The 17,409-nt window shown below is 67.1% G+C and carries 16 protein-coding genes; 11 read left to right on the forward strand and 5 right to left on the reverse strand.

What is annotated here, in order from left to right; genetic code table 11:
• Nucleotides 1-255 precede the first annotated feature (255 nt).
• From mprF to ACQZF9_RS19790, 4 genes are read left to right on the forward strand one after another with little or no spacing between them, the layout of a single operon-like run.
• The gene (gene mprF, locus ACQZF9_RS19775) at nt 256-2,817 is read left to right on the forward strand and encodes a bifunctional lysylphosphatidylglycerol flippase/synthetase MprF (RefSeq protein ID WP_428310685.1); all 2,562 of its coding nucleotides are present in this window, start codon (nt 256-258) and stop codon (nt 2,815-2,817) included.
• Nucleotides 2,814-4,226, forward strand: coding sequence for a virulence factor family protein (locus ACQZF9_RS19780; RefSeq protein ID WP_428310686.1), 1,413 nt, complete (start codon nt 2,814-2,816; stop codon nt 4,224-4,226). The genes mprF and ACQZF9_RS19780 overlap by 4 nt, the downstream gene beginning before the upstream one ends.
• Nucleotides 4,227-4,231: 5 nt before the next feature.
• A complete protein-coding gene (locus tag ACQZF9_RS19785; RefSeq protein WP_428313461.1) occupies nt 4,232-4,723 on the forward strand; it encodes a DUF456 domain-containing protein in 492 nt (163 codons plus the stop codon).
• Nucleotides 4,724-4,767: 44 nt separating this feature from the next.
• A complete protein-coding gene (locus ACQZF9_RS19790; protein ID WP_428310687.1) occupies nt 4,768-4,908 on the forward strand; it encodes a DUF3096 domain-containing protein in 141 nt (46 codons plus the stop codon).
• Nucleotides 4,909-5,002: 94 nt separating this feature from the next.
• Here ACQZF9_RS19790 and ACQZF9_RS19795 read toward each other — a convergent pair whose 3' ends face one another.
• Complete coding sequence (locus ACQZF9_RS19795) at nt 5,003-6,892, reverse strand: LysM peptidoglycan-binding domain-containing protein (RefSeq protein ID WP_428310688.1); 1,890 nt, start codon at nt 6,890-6,892, stop codon at nt 5,003-5,005.
• Between the two features lie 225 nt (nt 6,893-7,117).
• On the opposite strand from ACQZF9_RS19795, the gene pip reads away from it, so the two are divergent.
• The 3 genes from pip (at nt 7,118) to ACQZF9_RS19810 (ending at nt 10,156) form a co-directional block, all read left to right on the forward strand.
• Nucleotides 7,118-8,068: a prolyl aminopeptidase gene (gene pip / locus ACQZF9_RS19800; RefSeq protein WP_428310689.1), complete on the forward strand. Its 951-nt coding sequence runs from the start codon at nt 7,118-7,120 to the stop codon at nt 8,066-8,068.
• Nucleotides 8,069-8,311: 243 nt separating this feature from the next.
• A complete protein-coding gene (locus ACQZF9_RS19805; protein WP_428310690.1) occupies nt 8,312-9,721 on the forward strand; it encodes an FAD/NAD(P)-binding protein in 1,410 nt (469 codons plus the stop codon).
• Between the two features lie 108 nt (nt 9,722-9,829).
• A complete protein-coding gene (locus ACQZF9_RS19810; RefSeq protein ID WP_428310691.1) occupies nt 9,830-10,156 on the forward strand; it encodes a hypothetical protein in 327 nt (108 codons plus the stop codon).
• 127 nt (nt 10,157-10,283) lie between these two features.
• Here the strand turns inward: ACQZF9_RS19810 and ACQZF9_RS19815 are convergent, their stop codons facing one another.
• From ACQZF9_RS19815 to ACQZF9_RS19830, 4 genes are all read right to left on the reverse strand, one after another.
• On the reverse strand, nt 10,284-10,589 hold the full coding sequence (locus ACQZF9_RS19815) for a hypothetical protein (RefSeq protein WP_428310692.1): 306 nt from the start codon (nt 10,587-10,589) through the stop codon (nt 10,284-10,286).
• Nucleotides 10,590-10,614: 25 nt separating this feature from the next.
• A complete protein-coding gene (locus tag ACQZF9_RS19820) occupies nt 10,615-11,178 on the reverse strand; it encodes an acyl-CoA thioesterase (protein WP_428310693.1) in 564 nt (187 codons plus the stop codon).
• A gap of 49 nt (nt 11,179-11,227) precedes the next feature.
• Nucleotides 11,228-12,268 (reverse strand): hypothetical protein, encoded by a 1,041-nt coding sequence (locus ACQZF9_RS19825; RefSeq protein WP_428310694.1) that lies wholly within the window; start codon nt 12,266-12,268, stop codon nt 11,228-11,230.
• Between the two features lie 93 nt (nt 12,269-12,361).
• Nucleotides 12,362-12,667 carry an EF-hand domain-containing protein gene (locus tag ACQZF9_RS19830; protein WP_428310695.1) on the reverse strand — a complete coding sequence of 102 codons (306 nt, stop codon included), beginning with the start codon at nt 12,665-12,667 and terminating at the stop codon, nt 12,362-12,364.
• Nucleotides 12,668-12,839: 172 nt separating this feature from the next.
• On the opposite strand from ACQZF9_RS19830, the gene kdpF reads away from it, so the two are divergent.
• The 4 genes from kdpF to kdpC all read left to right on the forward strand — a co-directional run bounded on the left by kdpF (nt 12,840) and on the right by kdpC (nt 17,376).
• On the forward strand, nt 12,840-12,929 hold the full coding sequence (gene kdpF, locus ACQZF9_RS19835) for a K(+)-transporting ATPase subunit F (RefSeq protein ID WP_428310696.1): 90 nt from the start codon (nt 12,840-12,842) through the stop codon (nt 12,927-12,929).
• Between the two features lie 9 nt (nt 12,930-12,938).
• Complete coding sequence (gene kdpA / locus ACQZF9_RS19840) at nt 12,939-14,639, forward strand: potassium-transporting ATPase subunit KdpA (RefSeq protein ID WP_428313462.1); 1,701 nt, start codon at nt 12,939-12,941, stop codon at nt 14,637-14,639.
• Between the two features lie 108 nt (nt 14,640-14,747).
• Entirely contained in the window at nt 14,748-16,802 is a 2,055-nt protein-coding gene (gene kdpB, locus ACQZF9_RS19845; RefSeq protein ID WP_428310697.1) for a potassium-transporting ATPase subunit KdpB, read from the forward strand.
• Nucleotides 16,803-16,812: 10 nt separating this feature from the next.
• Nucleotides 16,813-17,376 (forward strand): potassium-transporting ATPase subunit KdpC, encoded by a 564-nt coding sequence (kdpC, locus tag ACQZF9_RS19850; RefSeq protein ID WP_428310698.1) that lies wholly within the window; start codon nt 16,813-16,815, stop codon nt 17,374-17,376.
• Nucleotides 17,377-17,409: the final 33 nt, after the last annotated feature.

Genomic DNA, 17,409 nt, shown 5'->3' on the forward strand with positions numbered 1-17,409 from the left:
TCCCTTGCATGGCAATTGGTTGGTTTACTCCGTCGCCACGCTAAAAAAGACGCTCGCGGCGGACGGGCACTTGCCTGCATGGTGCAGAGCCCACCGATGACTGGTACCTGACTTCCGGACCAGCGGCACAATCTGGCGGAATTTCGGCCATTCAGCTCGCCGGCATCCGGTCGATCCGGGTTAATTCCTACACTCCCCTTCGTAAATCCCTACTGCCGCTGCCATACCTGCCTCACACTTCATAGAATGCGCGGCATGCAACGACTGAACCCTGGAAAGGCGCGCGCGATCGCCGCGGCCCTGATGACGCTCGGCATTTTTGCCGTCGCGCTGTTCGTGCTGGACGACAGCCTGCGCAAGCTCGACCCGGCCGACCTGCTGCTGCCACTGAAGAGCCTGTCGCTGACCCAGGTGCTGGCGGCGATCGGCTGGACCGCCGCCAGCTACTTCGCGCTGACGCTGTATGACGCGCTGGCGCTGGACATCATCGGCAAGCCGTTGCGCTACCGCCGCGTCGCCTCGATCTCGTTCATCGCCTGCGCACTGGCGCATTCGCTGGGGCTGTCGTCGCTGTCCGGCGGCTCGGTGCGGCTGCGTGCCTACTCGGCGGAGGGCCTGTCGGCCACCGACATTGCGCTGGTCCAGGGCTTGTTTTCGCTGACCTTTCTGATCGGCGCCGGGACCCTGCTCAGCGGCTCGCTGCTGCTGGAACCGCATGCGGCGGCGCGGCTGCTGCATATCGAGCCGATCTGGACCCAGGTGGTCGGCGGCGTCGTGCTGCTGTTCGTGGTCGGCTACGCCGCGCTGGCCTCGTTCCGCCGCAAGCCGCTGCAATTGCGCAACTGGCGGATCGCGACGCCGAATCCGCCGCAGGTCGCCGCGCAGTTCCTGGTCAGCGGCTTCGACATCGCCTGCTCGGCCGCAGCGCTGTACGTGTTGCTGCCGCACGAGGTCGGCGCGCACTACCCGGCCTTCCTGGGCGTCTACGTGATTGCGGTCACGCTGGGCGCGGTCAGCAATGTGCCCGGCGGCCTGGGCGTGTTCGAGTCGGCGCTGCTGCTGTTGCTGCCGACGCCGGAGCCCGGCCCGCTGCTCGGCTCCATCCTGCTGTTCCGTGTCGTCTACTACATCGCGCCGTTCACCCTGGCGCTGCTGCTGCTGGCATCGCGCGAAGTCCGGGCGCTGCGCGCGACCTTGCGCGCGGCGACGCAGCTACGCCGCTCGTTCGAGTCGATGGTGCCTCAGGCGGTCGCGGTGGCGACTTTCGCCGCCGGCGCGGTACTGCTGATATCCGGCTCGTTGCCGGCGATCGGCTCGCGCGTCGAATGGCTGGCGCAGGCGCTGCCGCTGGGCGTGCTGGAGGCCTCGCATCTGGCCGGCAGCGCTTTCGGCGTCGGCCTGCTGATCATCGCGCGCGGGCTGTATCGCCGGCTGGCGGCGGCCTGGTGGCTGACGCTGATCCTGCTGGTCGGCGGCATTGCCGCGTCGCTGCTCAAGGGCGGCGATTTCGAGGAGGCGCTGATCCTGCTGGTGGTGCTGCTGGTGCTGGCGGTATCGCGCGATCGCTTCTACCGGCACGCACCCCTGACCGAGGCCAAGCTGTCGCCGTTGTGGCTGCTGAACGTCGGCCTGGTGATCGGCGCCGCGATCTGGATCGGCTTCGTCGTATTCCGCGACGTGCAGTACGACGACGAAATCTGGTGGCGTTTCGCACTCGACGAAAATGCGCCGCGCATGCTGCGCGCCAGCCTGGTCGCGGTGCTGGTCGGTTTGAGCTACGGCCTGTGGTCGCTGCTCGGTTCGGCGCGCCCGGAGCCGGAAATGCCCGATGCGCTGCAGCTGGCAGCGGCGCGCGAATGCCTGAAAGTCGGCTCCGACAGCGTGCCCAACCTGGTGCTGCTTGGCGACAAGCAGATCCTGTTCAGCGATCAGCGCGATGCCTTCATCATGTATCGCCGCAGCGGCCGTTCATGGATCGCGCTCGGCAACCCGGCCGGCAATCCCCAGCGTCACGCCGAACTCGCCTGGCGCTTTCGCGAACTTTGCGACAAGCACAGCGGCTGGTGCGTGTTCTACCAGGTCACCGCCGACAAGCTGCCGCTGTATCTGGACCTGGGCTTGTCGCTATCCAAGCTCGGCGAAGAAGCGCGCGTGCAGCTGGCCAACTTCAGTCTCGAAGGCAAGCCGCGTGCGGAACTGCGCACCGCACAGCGCAAGGGAGCGCGCGAAGGCCTGCACTTCGAAGTGCTCGAACCCGAGCAGGTGCTGCTGCGCATGGACGAGCTGGACAAGGTTTCCCGGGCCTGGCTCGACGACAAGTCCGCCGCCGAGAAAAGCTTCTCGGTGGGCCGCTTCGACCGCGCCTACATGGGTTATTTTCCGTGCGCGGTGGCGATGCGCGGCGACGCCATCGTCGCCTTCGCCAACCTGTGGCGCTCCGGCGACGGCAGCGAGCTGTCGGTGGACCTGATGCGTTACGGTGACGACGCGCCCAAGGGCGTGATGGATTATCTGTTCGTCGAATTGTTGCTGTGGGGCAAGGAGCGCCAATACCAGTGGTTCAACCTCGGCATGGCGCCGCTCGCGGGCCTGGAACATCATCCGCTGGCACCGCTGTGGCACCGGCTCGGCCTGCTGGTGCATCGCTACGGCGAATCCTTCTACAACTTCGACGGCCTGCGTCGTTACAAGGAAAAATATCAGCCGGTGTGGCGGCCGCGTTATCTGGCCTCGCCCGGCGGCCTGGCCTTGCCGCGGATCATGCTCGACACCGCCTCGCTGATTGCCGGCGGCATGCGCGAAATGGTGCGCAAGTGAAGCTGCCGCGCGTCGCCGCCCTGCTGCTCGGCTGCGGTCTGATCGGAAGCGCGCTGGCATCGCCGCCGCCGGATCCGGCACGCGACGAAGTCATCGATCACGGCCGCATCGAAAAGCTGCATCTGTACAAGCCCGAAGGCCCGGCGCGCAGCACCGCGCTGCTGTTCTCCGGCAACCAGGGCTGGGACGCGCGCGCCGAAGCCTATGCACGGGCGCTGCGCGACAACCAGACCCTGGTTGCCGGCATCGACAGCCCGGCGCTGATGAAGAAGCTCGGCGAAGACGGCGACAACTGCGAATTTCTCGACGGCGATCTCGACAACCTGAGCCGCTTCATCCAGGCCTATACGCATCAGGACGATTATCTGCCGCCGCTGCTGCTGGGCTTCGACGATGCCGCGGCACTGGTTTTCGGCGTACTCGCACAGGCGCCGAAGAAGAGCTTCTCAGGCGGCGTCGGCGTCGGCTTCTGCCCGCAGTCACCGCTGCATCCGCCGCTGTGCGCCGGCACCGCGCTGAAGCAGAGCAAGACCGCGAACGGCGGCAATGAAATCCTGAAGAGCTCGCGACTGCAGTCACCGTTCTTCGCCGTCATCACGCCGGCCAGCGACGCCTGCGGCGCGCGCGCTTTCATCGACGCAGTGCCGGACGCGGAAATGCGCTGGCCGGTGCGTCGCCGCTCCGGTGCGCCGAGCGCCGCCGGCGCCGCGCTGGTGGCTTACGGCACGCTCGCCGCGAACATCGCGCCGGCGCATCGCAAGCCCGAGGCGCTGCCGGATCTGCCGCTGGTCGAAATCCCGGCGACCAACCACCTCGGCGAACATCGCGACGTGTTCGCGGTGCTGATGTCCGGCGACGGCGGCTGGGCCGGCCTCGACGAAGAAGTAGCCGACGCGCTCGCTGCGGCCGGCATTCCGGTGATCGGCATGGACTCGCTGCGCTACTTCTGGACCGAGCGTAAACCCGAGGACGTGGCCAAAGATCTGGACCGGCTGGTCGCGCATTACAGCGACGCCTGGAAGCGGCCGAAAGTCATGCTGATCGGCTATTCGCAGGGGGCCGACGTGCTGCCGTTCGCGCTGAACCGGCTCAGCGACGCGACCCGCGGCCAGATCGCGTTGAGCAGCGCGGTGGCGCTGTCGGAACATGCCGCATTCGAGTTCCATGTCGGCGCCTGGGCAGGACAGAGCAGTGGTCTGGAGACGATGCCGGAAGTCGAGAAACTCGCCGGCCGTCACGACTTCCAGGTCGTCTGCGGCAAGGACGACGAAGACGCGATCTGCCCCAAGCTCGATGCCAGGCGCTTCGACGTGAAAGTGCTGCCCGGCAGCCATCATTTCGACGGCAACTACGCGCTGATCGCGAAGACGCTGATCGACGGCCTGCCCACGGCATCGGCGCCACCGTGACGCCGATGGACCCGATGATGCAGACCCTGTTCGGCATCGTCGCGGTGCTGCTGGTGCTCGGCGGACTGGCCGGCGCGATCCTGCCGATTCTGCCCGGTCTGCCGATGGTGTTCGGCGGCCTGCTGCTCGCGGCCTGGTGCGACGGCTTCGAGCATGTCGGCAAGGTCACCATCGGCGTGCTGACCGTGCTGTTGCTGATCGGCCTCGTGCTGGACTTCGTCGCCGGCAGCCTCGGCGCGAAAAAAGTCGGCGCCAGTCCCAAAGCCGTGTTGGGCGCAACGCTGGGCAGCGTCGTCGGCATTTTCTTCGGCTTGCCGGGACTGATTCTCGGGCCTTTCATCGGCGCGGTGATCGGCGAAATCGGCGCGCGCCGCAGTCTCGATCAGGCCGCCGCCTCCGGTGTCGCCACCTGGATCGGTCTGCTGCTCGGCACCGTCGCCAAGCTGGCGCTGGGCCTGGCGATGATCGGCGTGTTTGCCTTCGTCTGGCTGATTTGAGACTCGCCTTTTCCGACTGTTCAACCCGATAAGGAAATCTGCAAATGACCGTGCATATCGAAACCGTCCCGGTGCTGTCGCTGATCGCCGGTGTGCTGATCCTGGTGATGCCGCGCCTGCTGAACTACGTCGTCGCGCTGTACCTGATCGCGATCGGCGTGATCGGCATCCTGCACCTGCACTAACCGAAACCGTCATTCCCGCGCAGGCGGGAATCCAGAGACGAAAAGTGCGACGCTCGCCGCACCGGGTTCCCGCCTGCGCGGGGATGACGGCCGCTCAACCAGCGGGCGGAATCTTCAGCTGCTGGCCGACCTTGATCTGCCCGCGCTCGTTCAGGCCGTTGGCCGCGCGGATGTCGGCGACGCTGACCTTGTACTGCTTGGCGATTTCGCCGAGCGTCTGGCCGGAGCGCACCTTGTGCAGGCGCGGTGCGGCTTTCTTTTTCTTCTGCGCCGGCTTGGGCTCCTCGTCGCGGATGCGCTCGGCGACGACTTCGTCGTTCTGTTCTCGGGTCAAGGTCGGCTTGGATTCGCCGAGCGCGACCACCACCGGCCCGGGGCGACTTTCTTCGCGCGGCGGCACCTTCAGCACCGCACCCAGGCGCAGCTTCGGGTTGGCGTCCTTGAAGCCATTGGCGCTCTTGATCGCGGCCTGGCTGACGCCGTACTGCCGTGCAATCTTGCCGATGCTGTCGCCCTTGCCGACCTTGTGCAGCAGAAAGAAGCTGCGCTGCGTGTCGAAACGCTCGGAGCTGCCGAGTTTGGAATAGGCGACGTTGAAGGCATTGGCGTGGCCCGCCGGCACGCGGATCAAATGGCCCGGCGGCACATAGAGCTTGCCTTCGATGACTTCCGGCCGGTAGGCCGGATTGAGCCGGCGGAACACGTCGTCGTCGGCATTGCACAGCCGGCGCAGGGTTTCGTAAGGAACGTAGTTCTTGGTCTCGACGGTGTCGAAACGCAGCGGCTCGCGGCGCACGATCTCGCCGAAGTGCTGCTTCCAGTTGCGCTCGACGTCGCTGGCCGCGAGGAACTCCGCGTAGAAGTTGCGCGAGGCGAAGCCGAAGCTCTTGGCGTCGTAGCCGCGGATCAGGTCCGGCAAGCTCGTGCCGCCGGTTTCGCGCAGCCCCTTGGCGATGCCGCCGCGGCCGTGGTTGTACGCGGTCAGCGCCAGCGGCCAGGCGCCGAGCGCGGCGTAGTCGTCGCGCAAATGGCGCGCGGCGGCGTCGGTGCTGGTCCACGGGTCGCGGCGGTCGTCGACCAGCTCGTTCAGGCGCATGTAGATCTTCGCGCTCGACGGAATGAACTGCCACAGGCCGGCCGCGCCGACCTTGGAATAGGCGTCGACGTTGAAGCTGGACTCCACCAGCGGCAACCGTGTCAGCTGGATCGGCAGGCGGTAGCTGCCGAAGATGCTTTCCATCTCCGGCAGATAGCTGCCCGAGGTCTGCAGCGCCAGCGCGGTGCGCTCCTTGAGGCCGCGCTGGGCGCGGAACGTACCGATCGCGTTCTTGAAGCGGTTGTCGCCGTTGACGTCGGCATACAGGCGATAGACGCGGCGCTGCTGCTCGTTCATCTGCTCCGGCGCGTTGCGCAGCTCGTGAACCTGCTTGAGCAGCCGGTCGATGCGCGCCTTGGCGTCGCTCTCCTGCGCCGCCCTGTAGCGCGACAGCTGCACCGGGCTCATTTCCAGCGCCTCGTTGCGGAAGTCCAGCACCTCGAACACCTTGTTCGGGTATTCGGTGGAGTGCACCGCGCTCTGGTTCTCCGACCACTCGCCGAACACGCGCGTCCAGAACGCGACGTTGGGCGCGAGGATGTCGTAGCGCGGGAACAGGCGCTCGTCCATCACCGGCGCCGGCGGCAGGCGGCGCACGGTGACCGCTGGTCCCTGCGCGCCGGGCGCGGTAGCGGCCGGATCGGGCGCGATCGGCGCCGGCACCGCGACCGTCGGCAGCGACGGTTCCGGCGTGGCCACCGGCGGCAGCACCGCTTCGGCCGGGACGGCCGTCGCCGACGCCGCATCCGCCGCGGCGGGGTTGACGGCAGTGGCCGGGGACGGCTGCAACGGCGCAGCGGGCGGCGGTACCTGCTGCGCCGACACGGTGCCGGTTGCCAGCAAGGTGGCGACGGATGCTGCGCGATACCAGCTAAAACTGAACGACACTCAATACTCCGAAACGCACAAGACCGCTGTCCGGCGATGCTAGCCGACGCACTGCCGCCGCTCAACGCGAGCGGCTCAGCGACGCGGTAGCAGGGCCTTTACGATCATTTACAAGACCGCCGCCGCGCTGCCCGCGAGCGCGGCGCGCAGGTGGATTAAGCTAGACGCTGGCGCCGCCACGGATGGCCGCGATCATTTCTCCAGACCAGGACACTAGCGCATCCCATGGCCCAGCCTTACCCCGCGATCGAGCCGTACAAGACGCAGCGCCTGAAGGTCTCGGATCTGCACGAGATTTATGTCGAGGAATGCGGCAATCCGAAAGGCAAGCCGGTGGTGTTCGTGCACGGCGGTCCCGGCGGCGGCACCGAGCCCTGGCATCGGCAGTTCTTCAATCCGCAGGCGTATCGCATCGTGCTGTTCGATCAGCGCGGCTGCGGCCGCTCGACGCCGCACGCGGAGCTGCGCGACAACACCACCTGGGATCTGGTCGCCGACATGGAGCTGATCCGCAAGACGCTCGGCATCGATCGCTGGGTGGTGTTCGGCGGCTCCTGGGGTTCGACCCTGGCACTGGCGTATGCGCAGACCCATCCGGACCAGACCCGCGCGCTGGTGCTGCGCGGCATCTTCCTGCTGCGCACCGAGGAGATCCGCTGGTTCTACCAGGAGGGCGCGAGCTGGATTTATCCGGATGCCTGGGAGCATTACCTGCGGCCGATTCCGAAAGACGAGCGCGGCGACATGGTCGCCGCTTACCACCGCCGCCTGACCAGCAGCAACGACGACGAGCGCCGCGAAGCCGCGCGCGCCTGGAGCATCTGGGAAGGCGCGACCAGCAAGCTGCTGCCGAGCCGCGACATGGTGCAGCGCTTCGGCGAAGACAAGTTCGCCGAGGCCTTCGCGCGCATCGAGTGCCACTACTTCGTCAACGGCGGCTTCTTCCGCACGCCGGACCAGCTGCTGGAGGACGCCTACCGCATCCGCCACATTCCGGGCGTGATCGTGCAGGGCCGCTACGACGTGGTCTGCCCGATCAAATCGGCCTGGGACCTGCACCGCGCCTGGCCCGAGGCCGATCTGCAGATCGTCGGCGACGCCGGCCACGCCGCCAGCGAGCCCGGCGTGCTGTCGCGCCTGGTCGCAGCGACGGATCGCTTCGCCGATCTGCCGTAAGCACCGCGAGTTCGTGATCCCCGGGTTTCACCCGGGCTACCGCGCCGGGCGAGCCCGGCGAAGCCCGGCATCTCGTGTAGGTAATTTCCTACGCGGTTGGTGTTCCTGATTTCTTAGACGTACTGGCTATTTGTGCGCCGGCCGACCCTGCATTTAGCCTCCAAGGCATACGTCTTGCGACGCACCGGGTACTCGATGCGCCCCGCGCAAGTTGCCGTCAGGATCGAAGGACACGAACCTCACATGAGAACTGTCGTCATCATCGGTGCCGGGTTCTGCGGTGCCGTCACCGCTGCGCAATTACTGCGCAAGGCCGCCGAGCCGCTGGAAGTGATCCTGCTGAACCGTTCGGGCCTGATGGCGCGCGGTCTGGCCTACGGCACGCGCACCGACGAGCATGTGCTCAACGTGCCGGCCGGGCGCATGAGCGCCTATCCGGACGACGAGGACAGCTTCCTGCGCTACGCCCAGCGCGAAGACCCGGACATCTCCGCCAACAGTTTCGTATCGCGCCGCCTGTTCGGCGACTATCTCGAATATCTGGTGCGCGAAGCCGCCCGCGCCGCGCCTGCCGGCAGCATCTACAAGCCGATGGTCGGCGACGTCGAGCGCATCCAGCCGCTGGCCGCCGGCGCGCGCATCCACCTCAGCAACAAGAAGGTGCTGGAAGCCGATCGCGTGGTGCTGGCGCTGGGCAACTTCGCGCCGGGCGACCCGAAAGTCGACGGCCAGTACGAGAATTTCTACAGCAGCCCGCGCTACGTGCGCGATCCCTGGCGCGCCGACGCGCTGTGGGTGGTCAAGCCCGACGAACCGGTGTTCCTGATCGGCACCGGCCTGACCATGCTCGACACGCTGCTGAGCCTGCGCGCACGCGGCCACCGCGCCCCGATCCACGCGCTGTCGCGGCGCGGCCTGCTGCCGCAGCCGCATCGCGAGCTGGAAATCCGCCCGGTCTACACAACCGGCCTGCCGAAGCGCCTGCCGGGCACGCCGAACGTGCGCGACTACCTGCGCGGCCTGCGCCACGAACTGGAACTGGCCAAGACCGAGGACGTGGACTGGCGCGACATCATCGGCGGCCTGCGCGGCGCCACGCCGCAGCTGTGGCAGGTGCTGTCGACGCGCGAGCGCCGGCGCTTCATCCGTCACCTGCGCACCTTCTGGGACACCCACCGCCACCGCTGCGCCCCGGCCCTTGGCCGGCTGCTCGATGCCGAGCGCGAAGAGCGCAACCTGATCGTCCATGCCGGCCGCGTGATGGGCTACAACGAGCACGCCGACAGCGTCGACGTGCTGTGGCGGCCGCGCGGCAAGCTGCAGCTCAAGCGACTCTCCGCCGGCTACGTGATCAACTGCACCGGCCCGGAAAGCGATACGCGCAGCTGCGCCGAACCGCTGATCGCGCAACTGCGCGAGGCCGGCCTGATCAAACCCGACGAACTCGGCCTGGGCCTGATCGTCGACAGCGACTACCGGCTGATCGACCGCCAGGGCCATTCCTCGCCGACGATGCATTACGTCGGCCCGTTCCTGCGCGCCCAGCACTGGGAGGCGACCGCGGTGCCGGAGCTGCGCAAGCATGTGGCGCAGGTCGCAGATGTGGTGCACCGCTCGCTGGCGCAACAGCCGCAGGCGCTGGTAGTTTCCTGACCGGGGATTCAAGCGGACGCTTCGTCCGCGCGCGGTAACGGGGAATTGCAAATGTTTCGAGGACTGATCGCCGCGCTCGCGGCGGTTTCGCTGCTCGGCTGAACGTCGATGCAGGTGATGGACAGGCCGGCTGCCTCGGCGCTGCAGCACCGGCTCAAGGTCGGTGAACAGGTCAGCGTGCTGACCACGACCCAGCATCACTACGACCTGAAAGTCACGTCGGTGGACGAGGCCTCCTTTGTCGGCCGCGACTCGTCCGACAAGGCCTGGTCGGTGCGCTACGACCAGATCGAGCAGCTCGAAACGCGGCAGTTCGACGGCTGGAAGACCGCCGGGCTGACCGCGGGCATCGTCGCTGTGCTGTATGTGCTGCTGCGGGTCGCCTTCCACAACCTCGACGACGATCTCGACGACGCCTTCAGCGGCAAGAACTGATTCCCCTCTCCCTCCGGGAGAGGGGCTAGGGGTGAGGGACTCGCAGGCATCAAGCCGCTTTGCGCCGTCTGCACCCTCACCCGACCCTTCGGGCCACCCTCTCCCGGAGGGAGAGGGATACACCACCTCAGAACAGGTTGCCGATGCGCTTGAACACGCCGTCCTTGTTCCTGGTTTCGACGGTGCTCATTTCGGCATAGGTGACGCGCACGCCTTCGCCGTACAGCGCCTTGTTGGTGATCTTGGTGATGACGAAACGATAGTGCTTGCCGGCCTTGCTGTTGATGCTGACCTCGTCACCGACGTTGACGCCTTCGATCACCACGTCGGGCGAGGTCGCCTCGATCTGCTTGTGGCCGGCGCAGCCGGACAGCGTCACGGCGAGCAGCGCGATCGCGATGGCGCGCGCGCAGAAATCAAACAGTTTTTTCATTTGTGCCAGCTCCCTTTTTTCGTTGTCAGGCCGCAGGGCCGGTGGTGGTCGGCGTGCGCAGGCGCTTGACTGCCTCGGCATGCGCCAGCCGCGATTCGCGGCGCAGCTGCGCCTCGCCGAAGCGGCGGCGCTCCTGATCGGTTTCCACGACCAGGGCCGGCACCGGCTGCGGCCGGCCGTCGGCATCCTGGGCGACGAAAGTCAGATACGCCGACAGGATATGCCGGCGCTCGGTGCCGGCGACGGTCTCGGCCTCGACGCGGCAGCCGACTTCCATCGACGAGTTCCAGGCGCGGTTCACGCAGGCGCTGAAAATCAGCACGTCGCCGCGGCGCGCGGGCTTGAGGAAATGCACGGCGTCGACACCGACGGTCGAGCAGATCGCGCCGGCATGGCGGTCGGCGACGACCGCGCACAACCGGTCCATCTGCGACATGATCAGGCCGCCGAACACAGTGTCGTTGTTGTTCAGATCGTTCGGAAAAATCATGTAGACCTGCTCGCGCACCGCCGAGTGCGCGCTGCGTCGCGAGGCCGGCAGCGAGGTGGCAGCCGGCGCGGAGTCGCTGGTGTTGTTGCGGTCGGTCATGCGGGCATCCGTGTCGGCCTGGCGCATTGTAGACGCGCCGTCGCCGCTGTCAGGAAGCCGGCTCCAGAAACACGGCGCCACCGGACTCGTCGGCCAGGCGCAGCTCGTAACGCGAGGCGTCGCCGTCGAGTACGCCCTCGCCGGACAAGGGCACGCGGCGGCCGTCGCGATACTCGGTGAAGCCGCTGAGCCGATAACGCGCGCCGTCGCGCGGCGCGCGCAGGCTGACCGAGCCGCTGCTGTTCGACGGTCCGAGATTCAAGGTCGCCGAGGCGCCGCCGTCGATGCTGATGCGCAACTGCTCGCGACGCTGATCCGGACCCAGCCGATCCTGCACCCGCAGGCTGGCCGTGCCACCGCTGCGGGTGTTGCCGATGCGATCGCTCGCACTGGATGCCGGCGCGATGCCGTATTGCTGCTGCAGCGCACAGACGCTGACGATGTCGCCGCCGCCGGCATTGCGGCCACGGCTGCCCGCGAGCGAACGCGGTCGCGATGCGGGCCTGGGCGCGGCCGGCCTTGCAGCGCCCGGCTGATCGCAGTTGCACGCCGCTGGCGATGCTGTGGGGGCGGCGGCGAGCCGCGTCGTCGGCGCGGCAGCCGGAGCCGCGGGCGCAGCGGTGACAGACGCGGGCGCGGCGGCGGCCGGCGCCGGTGCCGGCGTTGCGGGCGGCGCCGCAAGGGCCTGTGGCGCCGGTGCCGGAACCGGTTCGAGTGCCGGTGTCGGTGCCGCCGCGACCGGCTCGGCTTGCGGCATCGCCGGCAGCGAATTCGCGGTCGGCGGCAGCGACGGCCGCGGATGCTGGCGCGCCTCGCGCTCGGCGACTTCGGCCTCGTTCCACAAGGTGTCGGTCGGCCGGTCGCCGCGCGCGTCGGAATAGCGCGGCGCCGCGGCACTGGCGGTGCTCGGCGGGGCCTTGAACCAGCCCTGGTTCGTCGCCCAGCCGCCGAGGATCACCACCAGGCCGACCACGGTCAGGCCGGCACGCACGCTGGGCGACAGCGGCTGCCATTTGCCGTCGGAGGGGCGCGGATGCGAGCCGACGATGCCGGCGACGATCAGCAGCAGGCCCGCCAGTGTCGCAACCATGAGCAGAAGTGGGGTCAAGCCGTTTCCCGCGAAGGCAGTTCGCAGGAACTTATCGACTTAGCGAGTTTTAATCAAGCAAAAGTCACAACCCCGCTATTCCCCCTCGGGCTGCGGCAGGCGCGGCTCGCGGAAAACCGGGAAGCGAGCGGCGCGCACCTCGTTCCACGACAGGAAGCCGCTGTGATCGGTGTCGACTCGGTTGAAGATGCGCAGCAGCGGCTCCAGCTCCGGCACGGCGGCGACTTCGGCGTGGTTGAGCTTGCCGTCGTGGTCGGTATCGGCGTCCTCGAACACCTTGAACTTGATCGGCGACCGATCGCGCTGCGGATCACTGGCGCAGGACGAGGCGAGCACCGCCAGCCATGCGGCGGCGAACAAGCGGGAAGGCAGGGTCGGCATTCGATCTGGAACGGACGAAGAAGGTCGCAGTGTACGACCTCGGCGCCGCGCTTCGGTGCGGTCGCCCCGCGATTATTTTTACGCGCCCTTTACGCGCCGGCGGGCAAATTCGAATGGTGCCTTAGCGCACCCCGGCCGGACACTGCGCGCCTCTGATACGAGGCCCGCTCCAATGACGATTGAAACCTGGTGCGGCGGCGTGATCGCCGTCGGCCTGCTCGCTTATCTGGTCTATGCACTGCTCAACGCAGAAAGGTTCTAGACCATGACCATGCCGTTTGCCGACATGGTTCAGCTCGCCGCCTACGCGGCGGCGCTGATCCTGATCAGCCCGCTGGTCGGGCGTTACCTGCACGCCACGCTCGCGCCGGGCGGTGCGCGATTCAATATCGTCGAGCGCGCGATCTATCGTGTCTGCGGCGTCGACGAAACCCGCGAGCAGCACTGGAAGCAGTACCTCGGGGCGCTGCTGTCGGTGAACCTGGGCGGCTTTCTGCTGCTGCTGCTGATCCTGCTGTTCCAGGATCGCCTGCCGATGAACCCGGCCGCGCTGCCGGGCCTGTCCTGGCACCTGGCGCTGAACACGGCGGTGAGTTTCGTCACCAACACCAACTGGCAGTCGTATGGCGGCGAGTCGACGATGTCGGTGTTCTCGCAGATGTGCGGGCTGACGGTGCAGAACTTCCTGTCGCCGGCGACCGGCATCGCCGTCGTGCTGACCCTGATCCGCGGCTTCGCTCGCCGCGAGAGCAAGCGGCTCGGCAACTTCTATGTCGACATGACGCGCTCGGTTTTGTGGGTGCTGCTGCCGATCTCGATCGTGTTCGCGCTGGTTCTGGTGTGGCAAGGCGTGCCGCAGACCTTCGACGCATCCGTGACCGCGACGACGCTGGAAGGCGTGCAGCAGAACATCGCGACCGGCCCGGTGGCGTCGCAGGAAGCGATCAAGATACTCGGCACCAACGGCGGCGGCTTCTTCAATGCCAACTCGGCGCACCCTTTCGAAAACCCGACGCCGCTGACTAATTTCCTGCAGATGCTGTCCATCCTCGCACTGGCCGGCGGTCTGGTGTTCCTGTTCGGCCGCATGATCGAGGACCAGCGCCAGGCCTGGGCGATTTTCTGGGCGATGTTCATTCCGTTCGCCATCGCGGTTGGGCTTTGCTACTGGGCGGAACTGCAGGGCAATCCGTTCGCAGTGGCCAACGGCGTCGATCCCGCGCTGCACAACATGGAAGGCAAGGAAGTGCGCTTCGGCACGGTGAATTCCGCGCTGTTCGCGGTGATCACCACGGCCGCGAGCTGCGGCGCGGTCAACGCAATGCACGACAGCTTCACCGCGCTCGGCGGCATGGTGCCGATGGTGATGATGAAGTTCGGCGAAGTGATTTTCGGCGGCGTCGGCAGCGGCCTCTACGGCATGCTGGTGTTCGCGATCCTGACGGTATTCGTCGCCGGCCTGATGGTCGGCCGCACGCCGGAATACCTGGGCAAGAAGATCGAGGCGCGCGAAGTGAAACTCGCGGTGTTCGCCGGCCTGCTGCCGATGCCGATCGGGTCGCTGGTGATCGGGGCGTTCGCGATTGCACTGCCGATCGGCCTCGCCGGCCTGCTGAATCCGGGGCCGCATGGCCTGTCGGAAATGCTCTACGCCTACACATCGGCGACCGCGAACAACGGCTCTGCGTTTGCGGGCCTGACGGCCAACGCGCCATTCCACGACGTGATGCTGGCGATCGCCATCTGGATCGGCCGCTACGGACCGATCATTCCGATCCTGGCCATCGCCGGCTCGCTCGCCGCCAAGAAACGGGTGCCCGCATCGGCCGGCACGTTCCCGACGCACGGCGCGCTGTTCGTCGCGCTGCTGATCGGCGTGATCGTCATCGTCGGCGCGCTGACCTACTTCCCGACACTCGCACTCGGGCCGGTCGCCGAGCACTTCTCGACGCTGGCCGGCCAGCAGTACTGAACGATCTCCTACCGCAACTGTAGGAGCGGGCTTGCCCGCGACTGTGCTCTTCAAGGTCGAGTCGCGGGCAAGCCCGCTCCTACAGGTTCCGACATCAAGGTCACCGAAATGAACGCCACCGTCACCGAAACAAAATCCAAGGACGCGCCGCTGTTGTCAGCGGAGCTGATCCGCCCCGCGATCCTCGAAGCCTTCACCAAGCTCGACCCGCGCCATCTGTTCCGCAACCCGGTGATGTTCATGACCGCGGTCGTCGCCGCCGTGTCGACGCTCGCCTCGTTCAACAGCGCGGCCGGCGCCCTCGGCCTGAACCTGCAGATCGCGCTGTGGCTGTGGTTCACCGTGATCTTCGCGAACTTCGCCGAGGCGCTGGCCGAAGGCCGCGGCAAGGCGCGCGCCGACGCATTGCGCGCCGCCCAGTCCGAGACCGAGGCACAGGTGATCGCCTCGCTGACCGATCGCAAGATCCAGAAAGTCTCCAGCCGCAGCCTGCGCAAGAACGATCTGGTGCTGGTCGAGGCCGGCCAGCTGATTCCCGGCGACGGCGAAGTCGTCGAAGGCATTGCGTCCGTCGACGAATCCGCGATCACCGGCGAATCGGCGCCGGTGATTCGCGAATCCGGCTCCGACCGCAGCAATGTCACCGGCGGCACGCGCGTCGTGTCGGACCAGATCGTGGTGCGCATCGGCGCCGATCCGGGCGAGAGTTTTCTCGATCGCATGATCGCACTCGTCGAAGGCGCGCAGCGCCAGAAGACGCCGAACGAGATCGCGCTGACCGTGCTGCTGATCGGCCTGTCGATGATCTTCCTGCTGGTGGTCGCAACGCTGCCGGCCTGGGCTTCGTACGCGAAGATCACGCTGTCGGTGCCGCTGCTCGCGGCACTGCTGGTCACGCTGATTCCGACCACGATCGGCGGCCTGCTGTCGGCCATCGGCATCGCCGGCATGGATCGCCTGGTCAAGCGCAACGTCGTCGCCAAATCCGGCCGCGCGGTCGAAGCCGCCGGCGACGTCGACACCTTGCTGATCGACAAGACCGGCACGATCACGTTCGGCAATCGCCGTGCGACGCACCTGATCCCGGTCGGCGATGCGACGCGCGAACAACTTGCGGAAGCCGCGCTGTACGCATCGCTCGCGGACGAGACGCCGGAAGGCAAATCCATCGTCGAGCTGATCCGCACGCAGAAGCTCGCAGAAGCCGATGCCGCGCAGATCGCGCGCTACATCGAGTTCTCCGCTTCGACGCGCCTGTCCGGCGCCGATCTTCACGACGGCGCCGCGGTACGCAAAGGCGCCGTCGACACCGTACTCAGGGACAGCGGCGTCAGCGCCGATGCCGAAACCACGCGCATCGTCGAGAAAATCGCGCGCGGCGGCGGTACGCCGCTCGCGGTGTCGCGCCAGGGCCCCAACGGCAAGACGATTCTCGGCATCATCGCCTTGTCCGACGTGGTCAAGCCGGGCATCAAGGCGCGCTTCGACGAACTGCGCCAGATGGGCATCCGCACGGTGATGATCACCGGCGACAACCCGCTGACGGCGGCGGCCATTGCGGCCGAAGCCGGCGTCGACGACTACCTCGCCGAGGCCACGCCAGAGAACAAGCTAGAGCTGATCCGCAAGGCGCAAGCCGACGGCCGCCTGGTCGCGATGTGCGGCGACGGCAGCAACGATGCACCGGCGCTCGCGCAGGCCGACGTCGGTGTCGCGATGAACTCCGGAACGTCGGCGGCGCGCGAAGCGGCCAACCTGATCGATCTCGACAGCGATCCGACCAAGCTGATCGACGTGGTGCTCGTCGGCAAGCAGATGCTGATCTCGCGCGGCTCGCTGACCACGTTCTCGATCGCCAACGACGTCGCCAAGTATTTCGCGATCGTGCCGGCCATGTTCGTGACCGCGTATCCGGCGCTGCAAGCGCTGAACATCATGCAGTTGCAGACGCCCGGCAGCGCGGTGCTGTCGGCGGTGATCTTCAACGCGCTGATCATCGTCGCGCTGATTCCGCTGGCGCTGCGCGGCGTGGATTACAAACCCGCTGGCGCCTCGCAACTGCTCGCACGCAACCTCGGCATCTATGGTCTGGGCGGCATCGTCGCACCCTTCATCGGCATCAAGCTGATCGATCTGGCCATCAACGCGCTCGGCTTCGTCTAAGGAAATCGCCATGTTGACCTCATTACGCCAAGTCACCGGATTCCTGCTGCTGATGTCGCTGATCACCGGCGTCGCGTATCCACTGATCGTCACCGCAGTGGCGCAGGCGGTTTTTCCCGCCCAGGCCAACAGCAGCCTGATCGAGCAGGACGGCAAGGTGGTCGGCTCGTCCCTGATCGCGCAGAGCTTTACCGGCGCCGGCTACTTCCACCCGCGTCCTTCCGCAGCCGGCACCAACGGCTACGACGCCAGCAGTTCCAGCGGCTCCAATTTCGGTGTCGCCACCAGCAGCAACAACGACGCGGTCGCCGCACGCGTCGCCGGCGTGAAGCACGACAGCCAGGCCGTGCCGGCGGATCTGGTGATGGCCTCGGCCAGTGGGCTCGATCCGCACCTGTCGCCGGCCGCCGCGCGCTATCAGATCAACAGCGTCGCAGCCGCCCGCAAGCTGCCGGCCGAACGCGTCGCGGCGCTGGTCGACGCGCACACCCAGGGACGCCAGTTCGGCTTCCTCGGCGAGCCGCGCGTCAACGTGCTGGAACTGAATCTCGCGCTCGACGCGCTGCAGCCTTAGGGAACCTCTGATCAAGTCCTGCGCGGCCGCGTG

The sequence above is a fragment of the Hydrocarboniphaga sp. genome (assembly GCF_965279055.1).
Classification (GTDB): domain Bacteria; phylum Pseudomonadota; class Gammaproteobacteria; order Nevskiales; family Nevskiaceae; genus Hydrocarboniphaga.

Excerpts from the sequence above, each read along its gene's own strand:
- kdpF (WP_428310696.1), top strand. The coding sequence starts at position 12,840 with ATGACGATTGAAACCTGGTGCGGCGGCGTGATCGCCGTCGGCCTGCTC.
- ACQZF9_RS19785 (WP_428313461.1), top strand. The coding sequence starts at position 4,232 with ATGGACCCGATGATGCAGACCCTGTTCGGCATCGTCGCGGTGCTGCTG.
- ACQZF9_RS19820 (WP_428310693.1), bottom strand. The coding sequence starts at position 11,178 with ATGACCGACCGCAACAACACCAGCGACTCCGCGCCGGCTGCCACCTCG.
- ACQZF9_RS19810 (WP_428310691.1), top strand. The coding sequence starts at position 9,830 with ATGCAGGTGATGGACAGGCCGGCTGCCTCGGCGCTGCAGCACCGGCTC.
- kdpB (WP_428310697.1), top strand. The coding sequence starts at position 14,748 with ATGAACGCCACCGTCACCGAAACAAAATCCAAGGACGCGCCGCTGTTG.
- ACQZF9_RS19815 (WP_428310692.1), bottom strand. The coding sequence starts at position 10,589 with ATGAAAAAACTGTTTGATTTCTGCGCGCGCGCCATCGCGATCGCGCTG.
- pip (WP_428310689.1), top strand. The coding sequence starts at position 7,118 with ATGGCCCAGCCTTACCCCGCGATCGAGCCGTACAAGACGCAGCGCCTG.
- ACQZF9_RS19805 (WP_428310690.1), top strand. The coding sequence starts at position 8,312 with ATGAGAACTGTCGTCATCATCGGTGCCGGGTTCTGCGGTGCCGTCACC.
- ACQZF9_RS19790 (WP_428310687.1), top strand. The coding sequence starts at position 4,768 with ATGACCGTGCATATCGAAACCGTCCCGGTGCTGTCGCTGATCGCCGGT.
- kdpA (WP_428313462.1), top strand. The coding sequence starts at position 12,939 with ATGCCGTTTGCCGACATGGTTCAGCTCGCCGCCTACGCGGCGGCGCTG.
- ACQZF9_RS19830 (WP_428310695.1), bottom strand. The coding sequence starts at position 12,667 with ATGCCGACCCTGCCTTCCCGCTTGTTCGCCGCCGCATGGCTGGCGGTG.
- kdpC (WP_428310698.1), top strand. The coding sequence starts at position 16,813 with ATGTTGACCTCATTACGCCAAGTCACCGGATTCCTGCTGCTGATGTCG.
- mprF (WP_428310685.1), top strand. The coding sequence starts at position 256 with ATGCAACGACTGAACCCTGGAAAGGCGCGCGCGATCGCCGCGGCCCTG.
- ACQZF9_RS19825 (WP_428310694.1), bottom strand. The coding sequence starts at position 12,268 with ATGGTTGCGACACTGGCGGGCCTGCTGCTGATCGTCGCCGGCATCGTC.